The organism is Cupriavidus lacunae (genome assembly GCF_003353055.1).
In the GTDB taxonomy this organism is placed as follows: Bacteria; Pseudomonadota; Gammaproteobacteria; order Burkholderiales; family Burkholderiaceae; genus Cupriavidus; species Cupriavidus lacunae.
Window position 1 is genome coordinate 44668 of the sequence record NZ_QKWJ01000024.1, and the last position, 20544, is coordinate 65211.

The 20544-nt window shown below is 60.1% G+C and carries 17 protein-coding genes and 3 pseudogenes; 11 read left to right on the forward strand and 9 right to left on the reverse strand.

Going from position 1 to position 20544, the window contains the following annotated elements:
* Window positions 1-666 precede the first annotated feature (666 nt).
* The 4 genes from DN412_RS19630 to DN412_RS19645 all read right to left on the reverse strand — a co-directional run bounded on the left by DN412_RS19630 (window position 667) and on the right by DN412_RS19645 (window position 5261).
* On the reverse strand, window positions 667-1347 hold the full coding sequence (locus tag DN412_RS19630; RefSeq protein WP_115213118.1) for a GntR family transcriptional regulator: 681 nt from the start codon (window positions 1345-1347) through the stop codon (window positions 667-669).
* 214 nt (window positions 1348-1561) lie between these two features.
* Window positions 1562-2491 (reverse strand): 2-dehydropantoate 2-reductase, encoded by a 930-nt coding sequence (locus DN412_RS19635; protein ID WP_115213119.1) that lies wholly within the window; start codon window positions 2489-2491, stop codon window positions 1562-1564.
* Window positions 2492-2564: 73 nt separating this feature from the next.
* A complete protein-coding gene (locus DN412_RS19640; RefSeq protein ID WP_115213120.1) occupies window positions 2565-3902 on the reverse strand; it encodes an MFS transporter in 1338 nt (445 codons plus the stop codon).
* A 168-nt stretch (window positions 3903-4070) separates the two neighbouring features.
* Complete coding sequence (locus DN412_RS19645; protein WP_115213121.1) at window positions 4071-5261, reverse strand: mandelate racemase/muconate lactonizing enzyme family protein; 1191 nt, start codon at window positions 5259-5261, stop codon at window positions 4071-4073.
* Between the two features lie 531 nt (window positions 5262-5792).
* Between DN412_RS19645 and DN412_RS19650 the strand changes: the two genes are divergently transcribed.
* Window positions 5793-6185: a cupin domain-containing protein gene (locus tag DN412_RS19650; RefSeq protein WP_115213122.1), complete on the forward strand. Its 393-nt coding sequence runs from the start codon at window positions 5793-5795 to the stop codon at window positions 6183-6185.
* A 127-nt stretch (window positions 6186-6312) separates the two neighbouring features.
* The gene (locus tag DN412_RS19655; protein ID WP_115213123.1) at window positions 6313-7212 is read left to right on the forward strand and encodes an N-acyl homoserine lactonase family protein; all 900 of its coding nucleotides are present in this window, start codon (window positions 6313-6315) and stop codon (window positions 7210-7212) included.
* A gap of 1052 nt (window positions 7213-8264) precedes the next feature.
* On the opposite strand, the gene DN412_RS19660 is transcribed toward DN412_RS19655, so the two are convergent.
* Window positions 8265-9032: a sulfite exporter TauE/SafE family protein gene (locus DN412_RS19660; RefSeq protein WP_115213173.1), complete on the reverse strand. Its 768-nt coding sequence runs from the start codon at window positions 9030-9032 to the stop codon at window positions 8265-8267.
* 89 nt (window positions 9033-9121) lie between these two features.
* Between DN412_RS19660 and DN412_RS19665 the strand changes: the two genes are divergently transcribed.
* The 3 genes and pseudogenes from DN412_RS19665 to DN412_RS19675 all read left to right on the forward strand — a co-directional run bounded on the left by DN412_RS19665 (window position 9122) and on the right by DN412_RS19675 (window position 12084).
* Window positions 9122-10036: a LysR family transcriptional regulator gene (locus tag DN412_RS19665; protein ID WP_115213124.1), complete on the forward strand. Its 915-nt coding sequence runs from the start codon at window positions 9122-9124 to the stop codon at window positions 10034-10036.
* 472 nt (window positions 10037-10508) lie between these two features.
* Window positions 10509-11141 (forward strand): FMN-dependent NADH-azoreductase, encoded by a 633-nt coding sequence (locus tag DN412_RS19670; RefSeq protein ID WP_115213125.1) that lies wholly within the window; start codon window positions 10509-10511, stop codon window positions 11139-11141.
* Between the two features lie 190 nt (window positions 11142-11331).
* Window positions 11332-12084 (forward strand): annotated as a pseudogene (locus DN412_RS19675) (alpha/beta hydrolase).
* Window positions 12085-12251: 167 nt separating this feature from the next.
* Here DN412_RS19675 and DN412_RS43810 read toward each other — a convergent pair.
* Together DN412_RS43810 and DN412_RS19685 are read right to left on the reverse strand one after the other, a co-directional pair.
* A complete protein-coding gene (locus DN412_RS43810) occupies window positions 12252-12587 on the reverse strand; it encodes a hypothetical protein (protein ID WP_167471106.1) in 336 nt (111 codons plus the stop codon).
* Between the two features lie 34 nt (window positions 12588-12621).
* Window positions 12622-12802 (reverse strand): annotated as a pseudogene (locus tag DN412_RS19685) (helix-turn-helix domain-containing protein); the annotation flags it as partial.
* 281 nt (window positions 12803-13083) lie between these two features.
* On the opposite strand from DN412_RS19685, the gene DN412_RS19690 reads away from it, so the two are divergent.
* Together DN412_RS19690 and DN412_RS19695 are read left to right on the forward strand one after the other, a co-directional pair.
* On the forward strand, window positions 13084-13794 hold the full coding sequence (locus DN412_RS19690; RefSeq protein WP_115213127.1) for an SDR family NAD(P)-dependent oxidoreductase: 711 nt from the start codon (window positions 13084-13086) through the stop codon (window positions 13792-13794).
* A gap of 44 nt (window positions 13795-13838) precedes the next feature.
* The gene (locus DN412_RS19695) at window positions 13839-14678 is read left to right on the forward strand and encodes an oxidoreductase (protein ID WP_115213128.1); all 840 of its coding nucleotides are present in this window, start codon (window positions 13839-13841) and stop codon (window positions 14676-14678) included.
* Window positions 14679-14801: 123 nt separating this feature from the next.
* Here DN412_RS19695 and DN412_RS19700 read toward each other — a convergent pair whose 3' ends face one another.
* Window positions 14802-15524, reverse strand: a complete 723-nt coding sequence (locus DN412_RS19700) for a GntR family transcriptional regulator (protein WP_115213129.1) — start codon at window positions 15522-15524, stop codon at window positions 14802-14804.
* 138 nt (window positions 15525-15662) lie between these two features.
* On the opposite strand from DN412_RS19700, the gene DN412_RS19705 reads away from it, so the two are divergent.
* The 4 genes from DN412_RS19705 to DN412_RS19720 all read left to right on the forward strand — a co-directional run bounded on the left by DN412_RS19705 (window position 15663) and on the right by DN412_RS19720 (window position 20191).
* Complete coding sequence (locus tag DN412_RS19705) at window positions 15663-16433, forward strand: alpha/beta fold hydrolase (RefSeq protein WP_244222702.1); 771 nt, start codon at window positions 15663-15665, stop codon at window positions 16431-16433.
* Entirely contained in the window at window positions 16430-17704 is a 1275-nt protein-coding gene (locus DN412_RS19710) for an iron-containing alcohol dehydrogenase (RefSeq protein ID WP_115213131.1), read from the forward strand. The genes DN412_RS19705 and DN412_RS19710 overlap by 4 nt, the downstream gene beginning before the upstream one ends.
* 153 nt (window positions 17705-17857) lie before the next feature.
* Window positions 17858-19240 carry an MFS transporter gene (locus tag DN412_RS19715; protein WP_115213132.1) on the forward strand — a complete coding sequence of 461 codons (1383 nt, stop codon included), beginning with the start codon at window positions 17858-17860 and terminating at the stop codon, window positions 19238-19240.
* Between the two features lie 144 nt (window positions 19241-19384).
* Window positions 19385-20191, forward strand: a complete 807-nt coding sequence (locus tag DN412_RS19720; protein WP_115213133.1) for a sterol desaturase family protein — start codon at window positions 19385-19387, stop codon at window positions 20189-20191.
* A gap of 119 nt (window positions 20192-20310) precedes the next feature.
* Here the strand turns inward: DN412_RS19720 and DN412_RS19725 are convergent.
* Window positions 20311-20535 (reverse strand): annotated as a pseudogene (locus tag DN412_RS19725) (alpha/beta hydrolase); the annotation flags it as partial.
* Between the last annotated feature and the right edge of the window lie 9 nt (window positions 20536-20544).

The window sequence follows — 20544 nt, forward strand, 5'->3', positions numbered from 1 at the left end:
CTTTGTGCGCAAACGCCAGCACGATGGCGATGCCCACTTCGTCTGCGACATTCGCGGATGGACCAGGCGTCGCGAACATCGTGAATTCAACATCCGGTAGTGCAGGAAGCCCGCCATCGGGCGCTATCACGTGCAAGCCGTGCACGACTTGTGTATGCGCGATCGGGGTGATGGCGAAGCCAGCCTTCGCGGCGGGTCGCAGCCCGGCGCCGCTTGAACATACCATCGCAATGCGATAGCCGCGGCCAGGTCTAGCGAGCGCAGCCAGTGCGGCTTCGCGATATGGGCAGGGTCCGGGAGCAGCGCTAGCAGCACCGGCGCGCTGGCCGCGAACGCTACCCACTCAGCGCCGGCCCAGGCAAACGGCTCGCGCCAAAGCACACGTCCCGGACGGGCGTGCCGGCCGTGTCCGCCGATTACTACGTCGAATTCGCCCTGATCCCTCGCGTGCAGGAGGTTGGCCGGGATGCCGACCCGAACGCTGAACGTGATGCGCGGGTAACGCACGGCGAACGCGTGAATCGTGATTGCGTCAGCGACGAGGCTATTGTGGACGTACAACCCCTCGGGCAGGATGGCGCACGATAGTGACGTGGCATCGTTCAGTAGGACGGCTGGCGGCAAGGCGGAGCTGGGTGTGCTGGATGGCTCCGTGGTGCCGGCCGCTCAAGCCTCCTGAATCTCGCCTTGTGTCTGTAGTACCTTCACAAGGCGCTCGCCATGCATCTTTGCAGAATCACAAACAAGTTTCTCCGCTTGCGCGGCGTCGCCATTCAAGATTGCCGCAGCCATCTGCTCGTGCTCGGCATATATGGCTTCGGAATACTCCATCAACCTTGTGGTCAGTAAGATATAGAGTAAGACCGGGTCGCTGATTAGACCGTACTGGACAATGAGGCGGCGATGGCGCGACAACGCAACTACGGTCTTGTGAAAGGCCAGGTCGGCCTGGGCGATGCGTCTGCGGTCCTTGTCCTTGATAGCAGACTTCAATTCCGCCAAGGCGTCGAGTAGGCGCTGGCGGCCCGCCTCGTCGATGTTCGCCGCGGCCAGGCGTGCGGCCATTCCCTCAAGGTTGCTGCGCAGCGTATACAGTTCCCAAGCATCCGTTGCGGAGAGAGAGACGACTTCCCAGCCGGTATAGGCGTGCTGGATCAACAAGCCTTCGTTGGCAAGTCGCTGCATGCCAGCGCGAACCGTCGAGCGGGAAAGGCCGATTTGTGTCGCTAGCGAGATTTCCGTGAGCTTGGAACCGGGCGCCAGATCTCCGGAAAAGATGGCGTCGCGAATCCAGTCGGCAGCCTGTCGGTCCAGGCTCCGCTTGTCGATTTCAACGCGAGTAGTCATGTATTGCTTACTCTGGCAAGTGTAATTGTGGCCTAATCGCCACACATGGACACGGTCCGCTTCATTTCCTGTCCCGGAGCAACCGTTGATCGCATCATACCGCGACGGGTCCGGGACTCTTGTTAATTGTAGGCAATTAGTTGTTGGCACTCTCCGCGTCGGCCAGGGGGCCAGGTCGTGTCGGGGCCACGACACCAACACGCACTTGGAACGCTCAGAGCCTTCCGGCCGCAAGCCGCAATTCATATGCCTTCAGGTTCATCCAGCAAAGCCGATGCACGGTATCGTCCAGCCCATGAGCTCTGACGCAGCCCAACATATACCCCACGATATGTTCACCCTCGATCGACGATTTTCTTTCCAAATCACGCAATATCGACGGGACATAAGCGGATGCCTTGTTGGCAAACAACTGGCGGTACTCGGCGAGAAAGGCCTCGGTCATCGGATACCCCTCGCGGGCGGCAACCTCGGCATGGATCGATAGCACCTGGTAAAAGAGATCCGTGCCTCCTGGTACCCGGGCAATCTCTCCGACGCTCGCGCGCAAGAGGGTTGTGACCGTAGCCACGGTGGACAGGTGGACAAGCTTTTCCCACATGTTGCGCATGATATCGGGGACGGCACTCGCTACCACGCTCCCCGTGGGAAACGCGCGTTGAAGCGCCTGTACACGCTCACTCATGACGCCGGACTGTTCGCCGAACTTGATATAGCACCAATCGTTCAGATGCTGAATAGTTCCGTCGTCATCGAGCGTGACTATGATTTTCGCCAGGCCACCGAGCACGCGCCCGGCACCGAAAGCGGCATTCAGCTTTTCGATGTGGGCCATGCCATTCAGAAGAGGCAGCACGACCGTATTGGGCCCCACGGCAGGACGGATGGCTTCGATCGCTGAATCCAAATCATAGGCCTTGCTGGTCAGCAGTACGATATCCCAATGACCGCTGAGTTGCTCTTGCGTGACGGTTTTCACGGGGGCATGGAAATCGCCATACTGGCTACGGATGTTCAAGTCGTCGCGTTCGAGAATTGCGCGCCGGGCGGGACGCACGAGGAAGGTGACGTCGGCCCCTTGCTGGACCAGACGACCGCCGTAATAGCCGCCGATTGCACCGGCGCCAAGCACTAGAATTCGCATAAAGCTCTCAATCAATCGTTTCCGCGCAGACAGGGAAGAATTTTCATTAGTCCCTGAGGAAATGGACCGGCGATCAGTGCCGGATGTCTTCTCGAAGCAAACGCTGTGGCATGGCGACGAGCAGAAGAATCGATCCGAGCACCAGGATTGTGGCGAAGGTGTACAAGCCGTAGTCCAGCGAGCCCGTTGTGGTCTTCACCCACCCGATAACGGACGGGCTAGCAAAGCCGCCGATCAGACCGATGCTGTTGATGACGGCAATACCGCCCGCAGCGCCAGAACTGGAAAGGTACGACGTCGGGATCGTCCAGAACAGCGGCATGGCGGTCAGGATGCCCAAGGTGGTGATCGAGAGCACAGTCAGTGCTGCGGTGAGGCTGTCATGCACGAAGGTCACGGTGACCAAACCGAGCGCCGCGACGATCATACCCAGCGCGACGTGCCAGCGGCGCTCGCGTGTCTTGTCCGAATGCTTGCCGATGACAACCATGCCGGCGGTGGTGATGCCGTAGGGAATCACCGTCAGAATGCCAATATGCAGGGGGTCAGTCACGTTGTAGCTGCGGATCATCGCGGGGAGCCAGAAGCTGATGATGTAGAGGCCGGCCGCAATCGCAAAGTAGATCGCCGACAGCGCATACAGCCGCGGATCGCGCAGCGTTCTCCAGAAGGAGGCATCGTGGTCATGGCCGCCCGTGGCACCCACTGCGTGGATGACGACCTCCCTCTCCCTGGCGGACAGCCACCTGGCGTCGGCCGGTTTGTCGGAGAGTACGAAGAAGACAAAAATTCCCAGGATGATGGAGGGAACGGCTTCGATGATGAACAGCCATTGCCAGCCGGCGAATCCCGAAGTGCTGCCCATATTGGCCATGATCCAGCCGGACAATGGACCGCCAATGACGCCCGACACGGCAATGGCCGACATGAAGACCGTGATGATCTTCCCGCGCATCATTGGGGGGAACCAATAGGTCAGATAGACCACAATGCCCGGAAAGAATCCGGCCTCAAAGGCGCCAAGAAGAAAGCGGGCTAGGTAGAACTGAGTGGGCGTGGTGATAAACGCGAAGCTTGCCGAAATAACGCCCCAGACCATCATGATGCGCATCAGCGTCTTGCGTGCGCCAATCTTCTCGAGCAGAAGATTGCTGGGCACCTCGAACAGAAAATACCCAATGAAGAAGATGCCGGCGCCAAGACCGTAGACGGCATCTGAAAAACCGAGGTCCTGCTTCATCTGGAGCGCAGCAAAGCCAATGTTTACGCGGTCCAGATAGGCGAACACATAGCAGATGAAAAGGAACGGGATAATGCGCCACGTCACCTTGGAAAAGGCTCGCTGGACTTCATCGACCGCGTGCGCGGGTGCCGAGCCTGGCAGCGCCGCAGAGGTGGAAATCGTCTTCATAATCTCGCCATCCTTTCAGATCGTCATGTGATGGGGTAGCTTCCGGGGGAGTCCGGCGTGGCCACCCACGACAGGTTTCCACTCCGCCCGGAAGGCGATTCGACTGGTGATACAGGCGTGGCGGGAAGAGACCACGCCTGCTGTTGCGCAAGGTCGCCAGGAGTGGGATTACAGACCCAAATGGCTCCGGCGGACTTTCGGGGGGTGGGCGCGCAGAACCTCTTCGATCGGGTCGCAGCCCCAGCCCGGAGCTTCCGGGACCTGGATGGCGCCATTCACGATCTCGGGCGTCCGGGTGAACAACTGGTCGTCCCAGGCCAGGCGATCCACATCGACTTCCATCACGCGCAGGTTCGGCACCGCTGCGGCGAAATGAACGTTCATCATCGTCGACAGGTGGCTGTAGAAGTTATGCGGCGCGATGTTGACGTCGAAGGCGTCCGCCACGTTGGCGATCTTCATGGCCTGCCACACGCCATTCCAGACGGCATCGATGATGGCCACGTCCATGGATTGGGCCTGGAAATAGGGCAGGAACTGACGGATGCCGAACAGCGTTTCGCACGCGGCAATCGGTGCGTGGCTGCGTTGGCGGATGTACGCCATGGCCTCCGGGTTGTAGATATCGAGCTCCACCCAGAACAGATCGAAGTCCTTGATGGCCTTGATCAGCGAGAGATAGCCCTCGGTACGCGCGTTGAAGTTCAGGTCCACCAGGATATCGACGTCGGGGCCGGCGCCGTCGCGAAGCGCTTCAAGGTGCGCGCGCAGGTTGCGCAGCAACGCCTTGTCGACATTGAGGGACGGCGCGTAGGGCGACCCGAAACCTGCCATCCATTGGCGCGGCTTGCCATCCTCATTGACGAACAGGTTCGTCTTGAGCGCGGAAATCCCGGATTTTCGTGCGTCTTCGCCTGCCTTCTTGACACCGTCCAGGTCGACGATGGCAGGCGGATAAAGCGTGGGATGGCTGATACGCCAGGTTGCGCAGTGCGACCAATAAATCGGGACGCTGTCCCGATGCTTCCCGCCCAGCAGTTGATAGACCGGTACGCCAAGGGATTTGGCTTTCGCATCGAGCAGGGCATTTTCGATGGCGCCGATCGCTTCCGCACTAAGCCCATGGGGGGCAGGGCGCAAGGAGGCGGCAAGCCGGCCATAGGCCTCCTCGTGGTCATACACGGATTTGCCGATCAGGCGTGCCCCCAGTTGCTCAATGACACCGGTCAGCCCCGGGGGGCCAAACGACTCGTCGTATTCGCTCCAGCCGACGGTTCCATCGGAGGTCACTACCTTGAGGAAGTAATAGTTTCGCCATCCAGCATCGCAGGACAGGGTCTCGAAGTGATCTATACGCATGGTCTTCTCGCTGATTTTTGACAACAATCAATTGTTAACAATTAATTGTCAGCCTAGTTATCGAGCGAAGATGGGGCAACTATCGTTAACCCGAAGGGCGCCTTGACCAGCTCGGCACCGATGCCCTGGGATGCGCCGGTGATGGTTGCGACTTCGTGGGATGCACTCATTTGAAACCTCTGGATCGATGGGAGTGGTCCAAATTTAGGACCACCTTTCGCCCAGACGAATACCGGCGACGCACAAACAGTTGTGCGTGGCGGGAACAGATCGGGAAGTGCAGGAGCGCGCGCGATGGGGCGGTTATCGCTGGGCGGGATACCCCTATGCCGTCTTTTCGCTTTCAGGATGGCGGCTCAGGCTCTAAAGTCTTTCCCGAGGGCAACGACCCGATAATGTCAGGAGCCGAATTGATTTAGGAAAAGATTCTCAGCACGCGGCAAAAGCTCGCGTGCAAGCTCCGTCAGAATGGTCACGAAAGACTCGAAAGAGGCCCCGATCTTTCAACAATTTCATTAGGAAGAGAGACAAATGTCATCTGTGACGCGACCGTTGGCGGTATTTTCGACTGCCATTATCTTGCTTGCTGCTACCGGAACCAACTTACTTGCTCAGACGCGAACGCCACTACAGACGATCGACTTCCCGTCGGGCTACCAGATAGTGAGTGTGATTGCAGGACTTGAGCCAGGTGGCTGCACCGGCCGGCATTCTCATCCAGGGTTTGAAAGCGCCTATGTTCTGGAGGGAGAGGCTGTCGCGAAGTTCGATGGTAAGCCGGACTTGATTCTCAAAGCCGGACAACCGCTGCAGTTCGCGCCCGGTGAAGTGCATAACGTGTGTAATGTCGGAGGCAAGCCGTTCAAGGCCCTCGCCCACTATATTATTGAAAAGGACAAGCCATTGGTATCACGTGCTCCGTGATATTCGACAGATTGCTGCAACAGAAACCCGATTGGTTTGCCTCGGCAGTTTTTCAGTTGTTACGTTTTGCGCAATGTAAAGCGCTGCGCGGTGATGAGTGGTGTATTTTCTCAGAAGAGGAGTAGTCATGCTGAGACAAACAAAAGTAGCGGTGTCGTTCCTTTTGGTTGCCTTCTTGTCCATAATGGAAGGAGCGCCAGATGCGTTCGCAGGTTCCAAACTACCGGATCCCGTCAAGGCCGGTGTCGCCGAACAGCTCTTTCGGTTGGATTGTGGTCGCTCCCTTGCAAACGACGAGTCCGTATGGACGCCGGGCGAGAACGCTGGACACAGTATCGAGTTCTCATCTACTTGCTGGCTCATAAAGCATGGAAGCGAATGGTTGCTTTGGGATACGGGTGTTCCTGAAGTAGCGTTCAACGACCCTAAAGGTTGGTCCACTTTACCGAAATTGATCGTCTATCACCTCGACAAGACGCTGACAGATCAACTCGCCGAAATCGGGCTGAAGCCAGGCGATATCAATCGGGTTGCGATATCGCACACGCATGGAGATCACATTGGTAACGTGAGCTTGTTTGCCAACTCCACAATTCTGATGCAGCGGGCTGAGTATAGCTGGATACATTCGCCCAACGGGTCGAACGACAATGTAAATCAATTGATGGCACTGGCGCGTAAGCTCTTGGGGACGCCGAAGAACCTCCAGCTTATCGATGGTGATTCCGATGTATTCGGCGACGGGAGCGTTATTTTGGTTTCCACGCCAGGGCACACTCCCGGTAGCCAGTCGCTGCTAGTCCATCTCAAGAATTCTGGCTTCATTATCCTGTCCGGCGACGTCGTTCATTTGGAAGCGAATTTCGAGAGAAGCATAGTCCCGTCCCTGAATACAAATAATGCAGAATCAATCGCGTCGATGGAAAAAGTCAGGCAGCTGATAGCGACATACAAGGCGAAACTTTTCATCAATCATGACAAGCAACAATCCGACAAGCTTAAGCTGCTCCCCGCATTCTACGACTGACGTTTAGCGATTGGTCGTCGCAACCCGGCAAGATTGAGTGCGCCTGCCAGGCTCGTTACCTAACAAACGTCAAATGCAAAAACGCAGCGAAAGCTCGAGGAGACGGGAAGGTCAATACGACTGTACAACTGAGGGCGGCGGAAAAGATCGGGCCCGCCGCCCTGATGGTCCGGTGGCCCCCAACTTCGCTGGCGATAGATTCATTTCGGCCAGCGCGCCCACAGGCGCGCGGCCGCCACGCTGAACATCGGTCAGCCTGAAATAAAGATACTCTGCCAAATCTGCGCACAAAACTCGGAAAATCAATAAGTTAACTATTCGTCCGCACTAACATTAAGCCGCGTCGCGAGGGGCTCGGCGGTGGCCCGGTGAAAGATTTCCACTACGTGAGGTGGCGAACCTTTCCCTCGAAGTTCGCCTTGAAGGCATCCAGCTTTTCTTGTAATCCCATTTCTGCTCTACTTAGTTACCGCTGGTAGCGGTGTGCTCAAACAGCGTTCATTCCTGCCACCGTGAGCGGAGTGATCAGCGTAACGTCGCGCGTGGAAATTCAGCTGATGAATGACTCGCTTCGATCTTCTGAATGTGCAGTCTCATGCGAAAGAATCACAAAGGGAGATAAACGCTACGCTACGCCGTCGAAGACCCTATAAGTACCGATGCGACGAAGAAAGATGCAGTGCGGTACAAGGCTTGTACCTGCGTGGAATAGATCGCAGGGCAACAATGTCGATTGCGGCAAGGCGACTTCAGCCACCACCGACGCAAGCAAATCCCCGGCTTCTCGCGCCAATGGCGCTAGGGATGGCGCCGCGAGCGGCGGCGCCATCGAATCCGCGAGCAAACTGGTCTACCGGTCGACGGTATCGGGTGGGCGGTCCACGCGGTCGGGGACTCAGCTGCGCTGTCGCGAGCGACGCATACACGTACTCGTCGGTCTATCAGGGCATGCGCGGCAATGCTGGCAAGTATGGCGATCGAACCGATCGTCTCGAACAAGGCAGAGATCATGGTGTTCGCTCAGGACGAAGCGCAAATCAACAGGGCATCGATCAATGGTGCAACAGGGTGGGCGCATAGGCTCGCACGAAGAACGCCAGCGTGATGCAGAAGGTCGCTAGCAACGTGCCCGAGCGGATGATTACCGGCGACGCTCGTCGCCCGATCCGCGCGCCGCCATATCCGCCGATGGCCGCCGCGACCAGCATCGCAAGCGTCTCTGGCCAGCGCACCGCATGCGCGACAATGAACGTGAGAACGGCGACTGCGTTCGCCGCACTGACGAGCAGCGTGCGAGGTGCATTGAAACTCTTGAGATCGCGGCTGTCGAGTAATCCCCAAATCGCAATCATCATGATCCCGACCGCACCGCCGAAATAGCCGCCGTACACACCGAGCGCGAATTGAATCGCCAGTACCGCGTTCCTGCCAATGCGCCAGCGAGCACGCAGCGCCTCGCCGAGCCGTCGCCCGAATGCAAGCGCAAACGTCGCGATCAGAAGCAGCCATGGCAGCACGAAAGGGAATGCTGCCGACGACGTCCGCAGCAGTAGGATCGCCCCAGCGAATCCGCCGCACAGCGTCGCGATCGCCAGCGAGCGCATCGACGCCGAACCTACCGGCCCGAGTCCGTCGCGATACGCCCACACGCTTGCGAGGCCGCCGGGGAAGAGCGCGACCGTGCTCGAAGTATTCGCCTGAACCGGTGGCACGCCCGCTGCAATAAGCGCTGGCAAGGTGACGAACGTGCCACCGCCTGCCAGCGCATTCATCGCGCCAGCCAGTAATCCTGCACAGGAAACCAAAAGAATTGGATGCATGGGAAGGATGCTAGCCACGAGGCTGCGTTCCCGCAATCTGGCATTTCCGGTGCTAGACTTCGGAAAAACCGAAATCACGAGATCCAGTCATGCGCTTCGACTTGACCGATATGCGGCTATTCCTGACCGTGGTTGAATGCGGCAGCCTGACACAGGGCGCACGGGCGACGCATCTGGCTCTCGCGTCAGTCAGTGAGCGCATCGCCGGCATGGAGAGGGCGCTCGGAGCGCCGTTGCTGGAGCGTAACCGTCGCGGCGTGCGCGCAACCGCGGCCGGCGAGGCGCTGGTCCGTCACGCCCGCTCGATCCTCGGCCAGGTCGAACAGATGCGCGGCGAATTGCGTACGTACGCTACGGGTCTGAAGGGACGCATCAGGCTGCTATCCAATACCGCCGCGTTGGCTGCGTTTCTGCCGCCACAACTCAGCCGCTTCCTGGCGGCCTATCCGGATCTTTCGATTGATCTCGAAGAGCGTCCCAGTTCGGACATCGTCCAGGCGTTGGCGGAGGGGCGGGCGGATCTCGGCATCGTCGCCGACATCACGGATCTCGCGAGCTTGCAAACGCATCTGATAGTACAAGACCAACTCGTCGTAGTGGCCAGCCGTTCGCATCGCGCAGCATCACAAGCGTCCGTGGCGTTTGCGGATATTCTCGACGAGGCTTTTGTCGGTCTGGCAGACACGGCGCTGGAAACGCATCTCGCGGAGCGCGCGTCGCGTCTTGGCCGCCAGCTTTATTACCGCATTCACATGCGCAGCATCGAGCATGTGGGGATGCTGGTCGAAGCGGGTATCGGCATCTCGATTCTGTCCGCCGCCACGGCTAAGACGTTGCGCCGCCGAAGTCTTGCGATCTTGCCGCTTTCGGAGCCGTGGGCCGCGAGGCGGCTTCATCTTTGCGCGCGCGATTTTGCCGCGCTGACGCCGCATGCCAGTCTGCTCGCGCAGCAGTTGATCGATGGCGCCGAGCAATGGTTGCGAGCGGCATCGGCGTCAACGTGATTCCTCGCTACGTAAAGGGACCTTCGGCATCATGACCGTGATGCAGGCATATCTGCTGCCCGTCATGATACCCAGCTGATCCCAGCTTGCCCTCCGCGCATTCGGGCGGAGGACATCGCATCGACAACGTCGCGTGAGTTGGAACGGTAACCGAGCGATCGAACCCTGCCCCCCAGGCATGGCCCGGCAATTCCAAACCGCTCGTCGATGAGGGATTTTGGATCGGCAACTCGTGAATTTGTCCTAAGATCCACCGCATGTTGCCGTGCTGCAACGCTCGCCTCCAGGCTACACCAGGGACTTTGTTCCGTCCGGAACAACTCTTTTTACAGCGAGGGTGTTCTTGGCGGTTTTGCCCGGGACTAGAGTGGCGTTGACCGTACCGAGGGAACTCGTCGACGAAACTCCGTCTCGGCTGGCAAGTTTCACTAAGTGCTTCGCTTCCACATGTCCACCACAGGAATTTGCTGACATGGCTCAACTGCTTTACATCGAATGCTCGCCGCGCAAGCAGGACTCAGCTTCCATCGAAGTCTGCCGCGCCTTTCTCGATGCCTACGGAGAGACCAATCCGGCGGACACCATCCAGACGCTGGACGTCTGGAACCTGGCGATGCCGGAATTCGATAGCCATGCGATGGCGGCGAAGTACGCTGGCCTTGGCGTCACGGCGCGGACGCCGGCTCAGGAGTCGGAATGGAGGCGCATCGAGGAACTTGCGGCGCCGTTTCACGCGGCGGACAAATTTCTGTTCGGCATACCCCTGTGGAATTTCGGCATTCCGTACAAGCTCAAGCACCTGATCGACGTCATTTCGCACAAGGATGTGCTTTTCACTTTCGACGGCACGGGTTTCGCCGGCAAGCTCGCAGGCAAGAAAGCGGCGGTCGTCTATGCGCGCGGGCTCGATTACTCGTCGCCGGGATCCTTTACACCAGCACGCGAATATGACCTGCAGCGGCCTTATGTCGAGATGTGGCTGAAATTTGTCGGGGTCACCGACGTGCAGGGCATCCTGGTCGAGAAGACCCTGCTGGGGGCGCACGGGCAATCCGGACGATTCGAGGCAGCGCAAGAAGCCCGCGCACTGGCCCGCTCCTTTTGATGCGTTCCCAAGATTTAGGGGCCAAGCCGCCCAATTCTCCCGAATACTGAATCTGATGCCTTCTCTTGTTCTAACCCTGATTTGGATCGAGAACATCCAATGATGTGCTGCGCAAGAATATCCTCACGTCACACCTTACTAATCGAAGAGGCAAGCTTTGAACATGTTCATGAGGAAATTGTCGTTGTCAATGGTCATAGCTACCAGCTTCCTGTCCACTGCGACCGTTCACGCGGCCCTCGATCCTGATCTGGCAGGCAAGAACGTCGTGCTGGTGCACGGCGCCTTCTCGGACGGTTCGAGCTGGAATAAAGTCATCCCCATTCTCGAATCAAAGGGGCTGCATGTAACGGCCGTGCAGAATCCCTTGACCTCGTTGAACGACGACGTTTCGGCGACAAATCGAGCAATCGACCGGCAGACTGGCCCAGTAATTCTGGTCAGACATTCCTGGGCTGGCTCTGTCATCACACAGGCTGGCAACAACGACAAGGTCAAAGTGCTGGTCTATGTTGCTGCCTTCGCGCCTGACAGCGGGCAATCGACGAACGAGATTAGAAGGGAGCTTCCTGCGCCATCATGGGCTGCCGAATTGCACAAGGATGCAGCGGGCTATTTGACCTTGTCGGACAAGGCAATTGCGGAAGACTTCGCCCCAGATCTCTCGCTGGCACAAGCACATCTGCTAGCGGCAACGCAGGAACCGTGGTTCGCCGGTTCCCTCGACGAAAAGATTGCACACGCTGCATGGCACGACAAACCTTCCTGATTCGTCATCACAGCGACCGGCAAGGATCACATGGTCGACCCAAACTTCCAGGCCAAAATGGCAAAGCAGATCGGTGCAACGGTCGTCAACGTGGATGCGAGTCACGTGGCGATGATCTCAAAGCCTGATCAAGTCGCAGCAGCGATCATTTCGGCGGCGCGTCAAGCCAAATAGCTGATGCGTATTGCGGCTGCTCGGATAGACGGTGACCGTGTGCGTTGCGGTCAGCGGTGAAGTGAGTGAGAAAGGTGCCAACAGTGCGATCTTCAGAGAGAGGACTGGCATGCTGTTGAAGAAGATCGAACCGACTTACAACCCGAACGGGGAGCTTGAGTCGGTAATCACCAGCCTGCTCGCGCTGGTTGACGACAACCCGCTGCGTGACGGGTTGCGCGATACACCGGCGGCGCGGGTTGCGAAGGGATGGCGGGCAGATATGTTGTGGAGATTGCTGGCCGAAGCGCTCGTTGCTCCGGATACTCATCGAAATAGGATGCCGGGCGCTCCTCGCCCGTTCGCATGTTACGGGTGGCGATGACGCGCCGCTCAAGCAGCGCATCCCTCTCGACGTCCAACTGCACCTCCAGTTGGAGCACCTTGGCGAAGTCGACAATCTGGTCCAGTTCGTAGAACGGAGTGCCATATGGCTCCCTCGTGTCCAATGCACCGCCGAACATGGATGGATCCAACAAGTCTTCCGCCGAGCGCGGGTCGGGTGGTCCGCACAAACAGACGTACCCCCCAGGCGTTCTTCCAGCCGCTGCACAGTGCGGCTGACTGCTGGCGGTGTCACGCCGTCGGCTATCGCAGCTGCTGTGAAGCTGCCCAGTTTGGCGGCCAGGCAGAGTAGCTCGATGCTACCAAGCTGGAGGTCATCGAATTGCCGTTTCATTGCTTTCGATAGTGACAGCGTGTCGCTCAGGACCAAGCGATGTATCCATCAAATGTGCGCCATCGGCAGAAGTCGATTCCTGGCGTGCGGCAAAGTGACCGGGAGGTTACGTGCGCCATTTCCGCCGGAAGATTCGCCTGCTCTATTTGTACTTGCCGCGCAAGACTGTTTGTGCCGCCAAGGTCTTCGAATGCGAAAGTGAATCGCCTAGATTGGAACCCATCGGAGCCGCCGGGCCCGACCGGCAAGCAAGCCGATTCAAACTTACATTGAGGTCCAAAATGAGTGCATCACAGAAAGTCGTAGTCGTAACAGGCGCGTCGCAAGGCATTGGCGCTGAACTGGTCAAGGCCTTCCGGGAGCGTGGTCATCGCGTTGTCGCCACGGCACGCAGCATCAAGCAGTCCGACGACCAGGACATCCTGGCAGTCCCTGGCGATATCGCCGATCCGTCTACGGCGCGCCGCGTCATCGCCGAAGCCGTGGCAAAGTTCGGCCGCATCGATACGCTGGTCAACAACGCCGGCATCTTTATCGCCAAGCCGTTCACCAGCTATACCGACGAGGATTACGCAGCCGTGACCGGCATTAACCTGAAGGGCTTCTTCCATATCACGCAGTTGGCCATCGCCGAAATGGAGAAGAATCACAGCGGCCACGTGGTCAGCATCACGACCAGCCTGGTCGATCATGCGATCAATGGGGTGCCGTCGGTGCTGGCCTCGCTGACCAAGGGTGGCCTGAACGCTGCCACCAAATCGCTTGCGATCGAGTATGCCAAGACAGGCATTCGCGCCAATGCGGTTGCCCCTGGCATCATCAAGTCGCCGATGCATGCGCCGGAAACCCACGAAGCGCTTGGCGCCCTGCACCCGATGGGCCATATGGGCGAGATGCGCGATATTGTCGATGCCGTCCTCTATCTGGACGCAGCGCCCTTCGTTACCGGCGAGATTCTGCATGTAGACGGCGGCCAGAGCGCCGGACACTGAGCGGATGCCGATGCGTTGACGAGTTCGCTTGCAAGGAGGCTTTCATGAATCAACACAACCGTAGTGTTCTCCTGATCACCGGTGCCAATTCCGGTTTCGGTCGCGCGCTGGCCGAAGCTGCGCTCGCCAATGGCCATACGGTGATCGGTACGGTCAGAAGCGTCGAGGCCAAGGAGGCGCTTGAGCGCCTGCATGAAAACAATGCATACGGCGTGGTGCTCGACGTGACGGATTTTGCGGCGATTGAGCCGGCGATCCATGACATTGTGGCGCGAGTCGGACCGATTGATGTGCTGGTGAACAATGCCGGCTACGGGCACGAAGGCACCGTCGAGGAGTCGTCACTCGAAGAGCTGATTCGCCAATTCAACACGAACGTCTTTGGCGCCGTCGCGATGATCAAGGCTGTGTTGCCTTCCATGCGGGCACGGCGCACGGGACATATCGTCAATATCACGTCGATGGCGGGGCACGTGGGATTGCCCGGCGTTGCCTACTACTGCGGTAGCAAGTTCGCGCTCGAGGGCATTTCGGAATCGCTTGCGCGCGAGGTTGGCCCGCTCGGGATCAAGGTAACGTCCGTGGCCCCGGGTTCGTTCCGCACGGATTGGGCCGGTCGCTCGATGGTGCGCTCGGAACACACCATCGAGGACTACGACCCAATCTTCGGGCCGATTCGCCGGGCACGCCAGGCCAAGAGTGGCCGACAGGCCGGAGACCCGGCCAAGGCCGCGGCGGTGCTCCTGCAACTGGTCGGGAACGACGACCCACCAGTTAACCTGCTACTGGGCAACGATGCCTATGATCTGGTCATGAAGCGGCTGTCGGCGCTGAGCGAGACGTTCCAGGCGTGGGAAACCACGACGAGGTCGACGGACTACTAGGCGTGCCTGGTTGATCGTGATCCAGCCTGTAGTGTTCGCCGCCTGCGTCAAGTAGCCGGTGGCCTCCAATTTCGCGGGCTCTCTCCCTAATTTGCTAGCGTGGTTTCAATCTTTCAAGGGCGGTTAGCGGCGGTCGCCGAGCACAGTGGCGCGCGTAAAGTCCTCAATGTTGTCAAGTAGGGCGTCGAGCGCCTGGCCGGCGCCATCGACGTCGCCGCGCGCAATGGCTGCGGCCACGGCGGCGTGCAGCTTGGCCATCATCGGCAGGTCGGCCGCTTCCTTGTAGTGCAGGTACCAGAAGCGCCTCGACAACCCGTGCATTAAGCGCATGGCGCCTTCGGCGAACTCATTGCGCGCTGCAACGAGGCACAGTTCATTGAACTCACGGTCCGCGCGGACGAATGCGACATCGTCGCCACCGCGTGCCGAATGCGCGAATTCGCTGGCCAGCCGTTTGAAGTGCTCGCGCTGCTCCTGAGTGGCACGGCGGGCGGCGTTGCGGCAGATCAGACGTTCCACTTCACGTCGGGTTTCCAGCAGGCGTAACTGCTTGGCCACGTCAATCGGCGAAATCAGCAGGCCGCGTTGCGGCAGGACGATGATCAAATGCTCGCGCGCGAGGCGCTGGATCGCTTCGCGGATCGGCGTGCGGCCGATGCCGGTCAGCTCGCTGAGCTGGAGTTCGGAGATCGAGCTGCCCGGCTGCAGTTGCAGCGTGACGATGGCCTCTTCGATCTGGTCGTAAGCCAGGTCCGTGAGCTTGCCGCGCTGGCCGGCGGCTTCGGGGATGTCTTCGGTGTCCTGCGCAGGCGCGGCCTTGGCGCGGGAGGCGGTCTTGCCAATCATTGCTGAGCATCCGGAATCACGAAATACCGATTGTATATGGGTTGTACGTATCATCTGTGCGTTCTCCCGGGAACAGTTGCGTTTCTCCTGGATTCTACTATTACGCTACTAATATATTAGATGTGTTCGGGGGCGGATGTGGAAGGCTGCGATGTAGTGGAGGTCGGCTGGGGACCCGTCCGGGTCGTGGCGGTGCACGGCATCCAGGGCACCCGGTCCACATGGTTGCCGCTGGCCGATTCCATGGCCGATACCTGTACCTTCGTGCTGCCGAACCTTCCGGGGAGAGGGCACGCGCCGCGGCCACGGTGCCCCGAGGATTACACGCTCGACGCCTTCGCTGCTCTGCTCCGGCAGACGATTGCCGATCACGCGGCAGATGGCCCGTTCGTGCTGGCCGGCTGGAGCATGGGGGTCTCCGTGGTGCTGGCCTACCTCGCTATGGCGCGGCAGACGCCGTCGTTGCCGAACCCCGTCGGGCTGGTGCTGGTGTCCGGTACGCCCCAGCTAAATGCGGTGCAGTGGTTCGAGTCCTTCGCGCCCGATCCGCTCCTTGAGGAAATCGCGGCCCGGGAACACCGGCTCGGGCTCCGTGAAGCGGCGGACCACCGGAGCGTTGCCTGGACCTGGCGCGCGTTGCGCGAGACCGACCAGCGCGCTGGCTTGTGCGCGATCGACTGCCCCACGCTGATCATCCACGGCAGCGAGGACGAGGACTGCCCGGTCAGCCACGCCGCTGCGATGGCGGAAAAGATCCCCGACGCGGTGCTTGTCGTGCTGGATGGCGCTGGCCACAGCGTGCTGACGCAAAACACGGGGGAAGTCGCTGCCACGCTGCGTGCGCACTGGCCGCACCTGACCCGGCGCATCTCCCTCACAGAACAACATGCCCCACTGGAGACGTCATGAGAGTCGAGGACCTTGTTTACTTCTGCGCGCCTGCGCGGCTGATCGTCGGCACGGGAGCCCGCGCGCAGCTTCCCGCACTGCTTAAGCGGCTGAATTACCGGCGCGGCTTGCTGGTGACCGATACCTTCTTCACGGCCCATACGCCATGGGTCAAGGAACTGGTCGATGGGGCGCGTGCAGAGGGTATCGACCTGCTCGTGTACGACGGCGGCATGGCCGACCCTACGACCACGCTCTGCGATGCGGCCACGGCGGTGGTGCGGGAGCGTCTGGCCGGTGCGCTTGTCGACCACGTGATTGCCCTGGGCGGTGGCAGCACCATCGACCTCGCCAAGGCGCTGTGCCTGACGCTGCCGTCGGGGCAGCCGGTCGGTAGTTTCGTCGGTATGATCGACGCCGCCACGCCGATTCTGCCGCTCGTGGCGCTACCGACCACGGCTGGCACCGGATCGGAGGCGACGCCGGGTGCGATCCTCGTTGATCCCGCCAATGCGACGAAGGTCGCCGTGATGGACAACCGGCTGCGCCCGGGTATCGCGCTGATCGATCCGGAGTTCACCTATACCTGCCCGCCGCGTGTGACGGCCGATGCGGGCATCGACGCGCTGACGCATGCGATCGAATCCTACCTGACGCTCGATTCTGTACGCTTCGATCGGGGCGGGCAGCCCGATCCGGGCTACAGCGGCCGCAATGCGCTGACCATGCTGTTCGCGCGCGAGTCGATAGCCCTGTGCGCACGATACCTGATGCGCAGCTACCTGGATGGCTCCGACACGGAAGCGCGAATCGGCATGAGCTATGCAAGTGTCTACGCCGCGCTGTCATACGGCAGTGCGGGGCTGAACGCGGTCCACGGCATTGCCTATGCGGTGGCCGGCATGACACACCAGTCGCACGGTAGTACCAACGCGGTGATGCTCCCGTACGTGCTCGATGCCTTGCGGGACGAACGTGGCGAGGAGCTGCTGACTATCGCGCGGATGTTCGGCGTGGACGACGCTGATGTGAACACCGCAGTGGCACGCCTGCCAGCCGTAGTCCGCGACCTGGTCGGTGCCTTGGGCATTCCGACCGATATCCGGAGATTCGGCGTTGCCCGAACCGAGCTCGATCGGCTAACAGGGGATGCGCTTGGCGTCGCACGCTTGGCAACGGCTTTCCCTGTGGCCGATGTGCCCGCGCGATACGCGCAAGTCGTCGCCAATGCATGGCAGGGCCACCTGTCCTTCGACGATCTGGCTGCAGACGACACCCGACGCGTGGCCTGATTTCTCTGGGGCTGCCGTCCTGCAACCCCGATTTTCGCGAACTCCGGATTTTCCCTGGTCTAGCTGTTTATCACTTGAATGCTTGTATTATCCAACTAATATATTACTCAAGCGCGCCGGCTAGAGCGCGTCTCACCCATACAGGAGACAGACATGGATATGTCGACAGGCGCCCTCAGGCTGGAGGCGGGTATCGCAGCCCGTCTCGAGCGGTTACCGATGACGGGCTATCAGCGCTCGCTGTTCGGCATCATCGCGACAGCGTGGTTCTTCGATTCGATGGATCTCGGGCTGATGACTTTCGTGCTCGGCTCGATCAAGGCGGAATTCGGTCTCACGGCCACACAGGCCGGATTGCTGGCCAGTTCGAGCTTCCTCGGCATGTTCCTCGGTGCCGCCGTGGCGGGCCTGCTGGCTGACCGCTTCGGACGCAAGCCGGTGTTCCAGGTCAGCATGGTGTTTTGGGGCGTTGGCAGCCTGATGTGCGGCTTGGCGGAAAACGTGACCACGCTGATGCTCTTTCGCGTACTGCTGGGATTCGGCATGGGCATGGAATTTCCAATCGGGCTTTCGATGGTCTCGGAGATCGTCCCCGCAAAAAAGCGCGGCAAGTATGTGGCCATTCTCGAAGGCTTCTGGCCAATCGGCTTCATCGCGGCCGGCGCACTGACTTACGCGCTGCTGCCGCTGATCGGCTGGCGTGGCCTCTTCATGGCGCTGGCACTGCCGGCTGTGTTTGTGTTCGTGGTGCGGCGCCGCGTGCCCGAGTCGCCTCGCTGGCTCGAAGACGTCGGCCGCAAGACCGAGGCCGATGCCGTGATGGCCGGCATCGAAAGCCATGTGGAACGTGCCTGGGGCCGCGCGCTGCCGCCCGTGGCCGACAGCTATGCGCCACCGCCGCAGACAGGCAGCCGCAAGGCCCGCTTCGCGGCGCTGTGGACCGGGCCGTATGCCCGCCGCACGGTCATGTTGTGGTCGGTATGGTTCTTTGCGCTGCTTGGCTACTATGGGTTGACGACGTGGCTTGGTGCGCTGCTGCAGCAGGCGGGCTACGCCGTGACCAAGTCGGTGCTCTACACGGTCTACATCTCGCTGGCGGGTATTCCGGGCTTCATTTTTTCGGCATGGCTGCTCGAAAAATGGGGCCGCAAGCCGACCTGCGCACTGATGTTGCTTGGTAGTGCCGCAGCTGCGTTCGTCTATGGCCAGGCGGCTGTGCACCGCGTGCCAGTGGAGCAGCTGATTGCCGCCGGGCTCTGCATGCAGTTCTTCCTGTTCGGGATGTGGTCGGTGCTCTATGCCTACACGCCTGAGTTGTATCCCACGCGCACGCGTGCGACGGGTTCCGGCTTCGCATCGTCAATCGGGCGCATCGGCTCGCTGGCAGGGCCGTATCTTGTCGGCGTGCTGCTGCCGCTGACGGGGCAAGGCGGGGTGTTCACGCTTGGCGCTCTGTCGTTCGTGGTGGCGGCGCTGGCTGTGCTGGTGCTCGGCGTGGAAACCAGGGGCAAGGCGCTGGAGGAGGTGTCCCGTTAGTCGTCCCAAGCCCTTGTCCCAGCCCTCGGCATGTCGGGGGCTTTTTTAGCCCTGATTTCTACAGATATCCTACTAATATATTAGTTGTGAATCGACTCAGTCAACCCTGAAAATTAACGATCTCTACGATCTCGGAGACGCATCATGATGACCGAACGCCAACGCAAGTTCCGCGAGCAATACAAGGCGGACATCAGCCCGCTCTACAACGGCTTGCTCCACATCACCGTGATCTATGGCGTGGGGATTGCCGCGTTGTACTACGCGATCGGCCGGCTACAGCACGCCACGTGGGAGTGGGCGCTGGTGCTGCCGGTATTCCTGGCCGGCAACTTTGTCGAATGGTTCCTGCACCGCTATGTCATGCATCGCCGGATCGACGTGTTCGCGCTGCGCGCCATCTATGAGCGCCATACGCGCCAGCATCACCAGTACTTCACGGACCAGGAGGCGACGATCGATACTACGCGCGAGTTCCGCATCGTGTTCTTCCCATGGCGCGTGCTGGTGACGCTCGGCGTGGGCGGCGGCGGCCTGGGCTATCTGGTGTCACTGCTGATCAATACCAACGCCGGCTACGTTGTGTTCAGCACGATGGTGGGGCAGTACCTCATCTATGAGACATTCCATTATTGCTGTCACGTCCATGACAACTGGTTCGTGCGCAACACGCCGTTCATCAATACGATTCGCCGCCACCATACGGCGCACCACAACATGGGGATCATGATGAAGTACAACATGAACCTCACCTTCCCGATCGCCGACTGGCTGATGGACACGACGGACCTGCGCCGCGGCCTGATCGGCCACCTGTTCAACGGCTACAGCGAGGCGCACGTGAAGGAAGAGCTCAAGCCGATTATCCAGAAGTTCCGCACAGACCATTCGCGTGTCACGCTGGATGGCCCGCAACTGGACGACGATGAGCGCCGCGCCATGGCGGCGTAGGCAGCCCGGGCAGGTATCTGGACGCCTGCCTTTTGCCCGGCTAGGGCGGCGCTACGCCACCGCGGTTGCTTCCCGATATCCCACTTATTCAGGCGAAGCCGTTTTCGCACGCCGAGTTGACGCAACCAGGCGTCAGCCTTGTGCGCCCACTCGAGCGGCAGCTTGTCGTCGCGCTCGCCATGGGAGACAAAGCCCTCGATGGCCTGAAGTTCCCCAGCCGCGGCGATCAGCGGCGCAATCTCGGGCAGGATCCGCCCGGACAGCAGGCCGAAGCCGCTGACCTGGCGTGGCTGCGTCAGCGCCAGGCCGGCGCTCATGATGCCGCCCTGGCTGAAACCTGCGATGACAGTCTG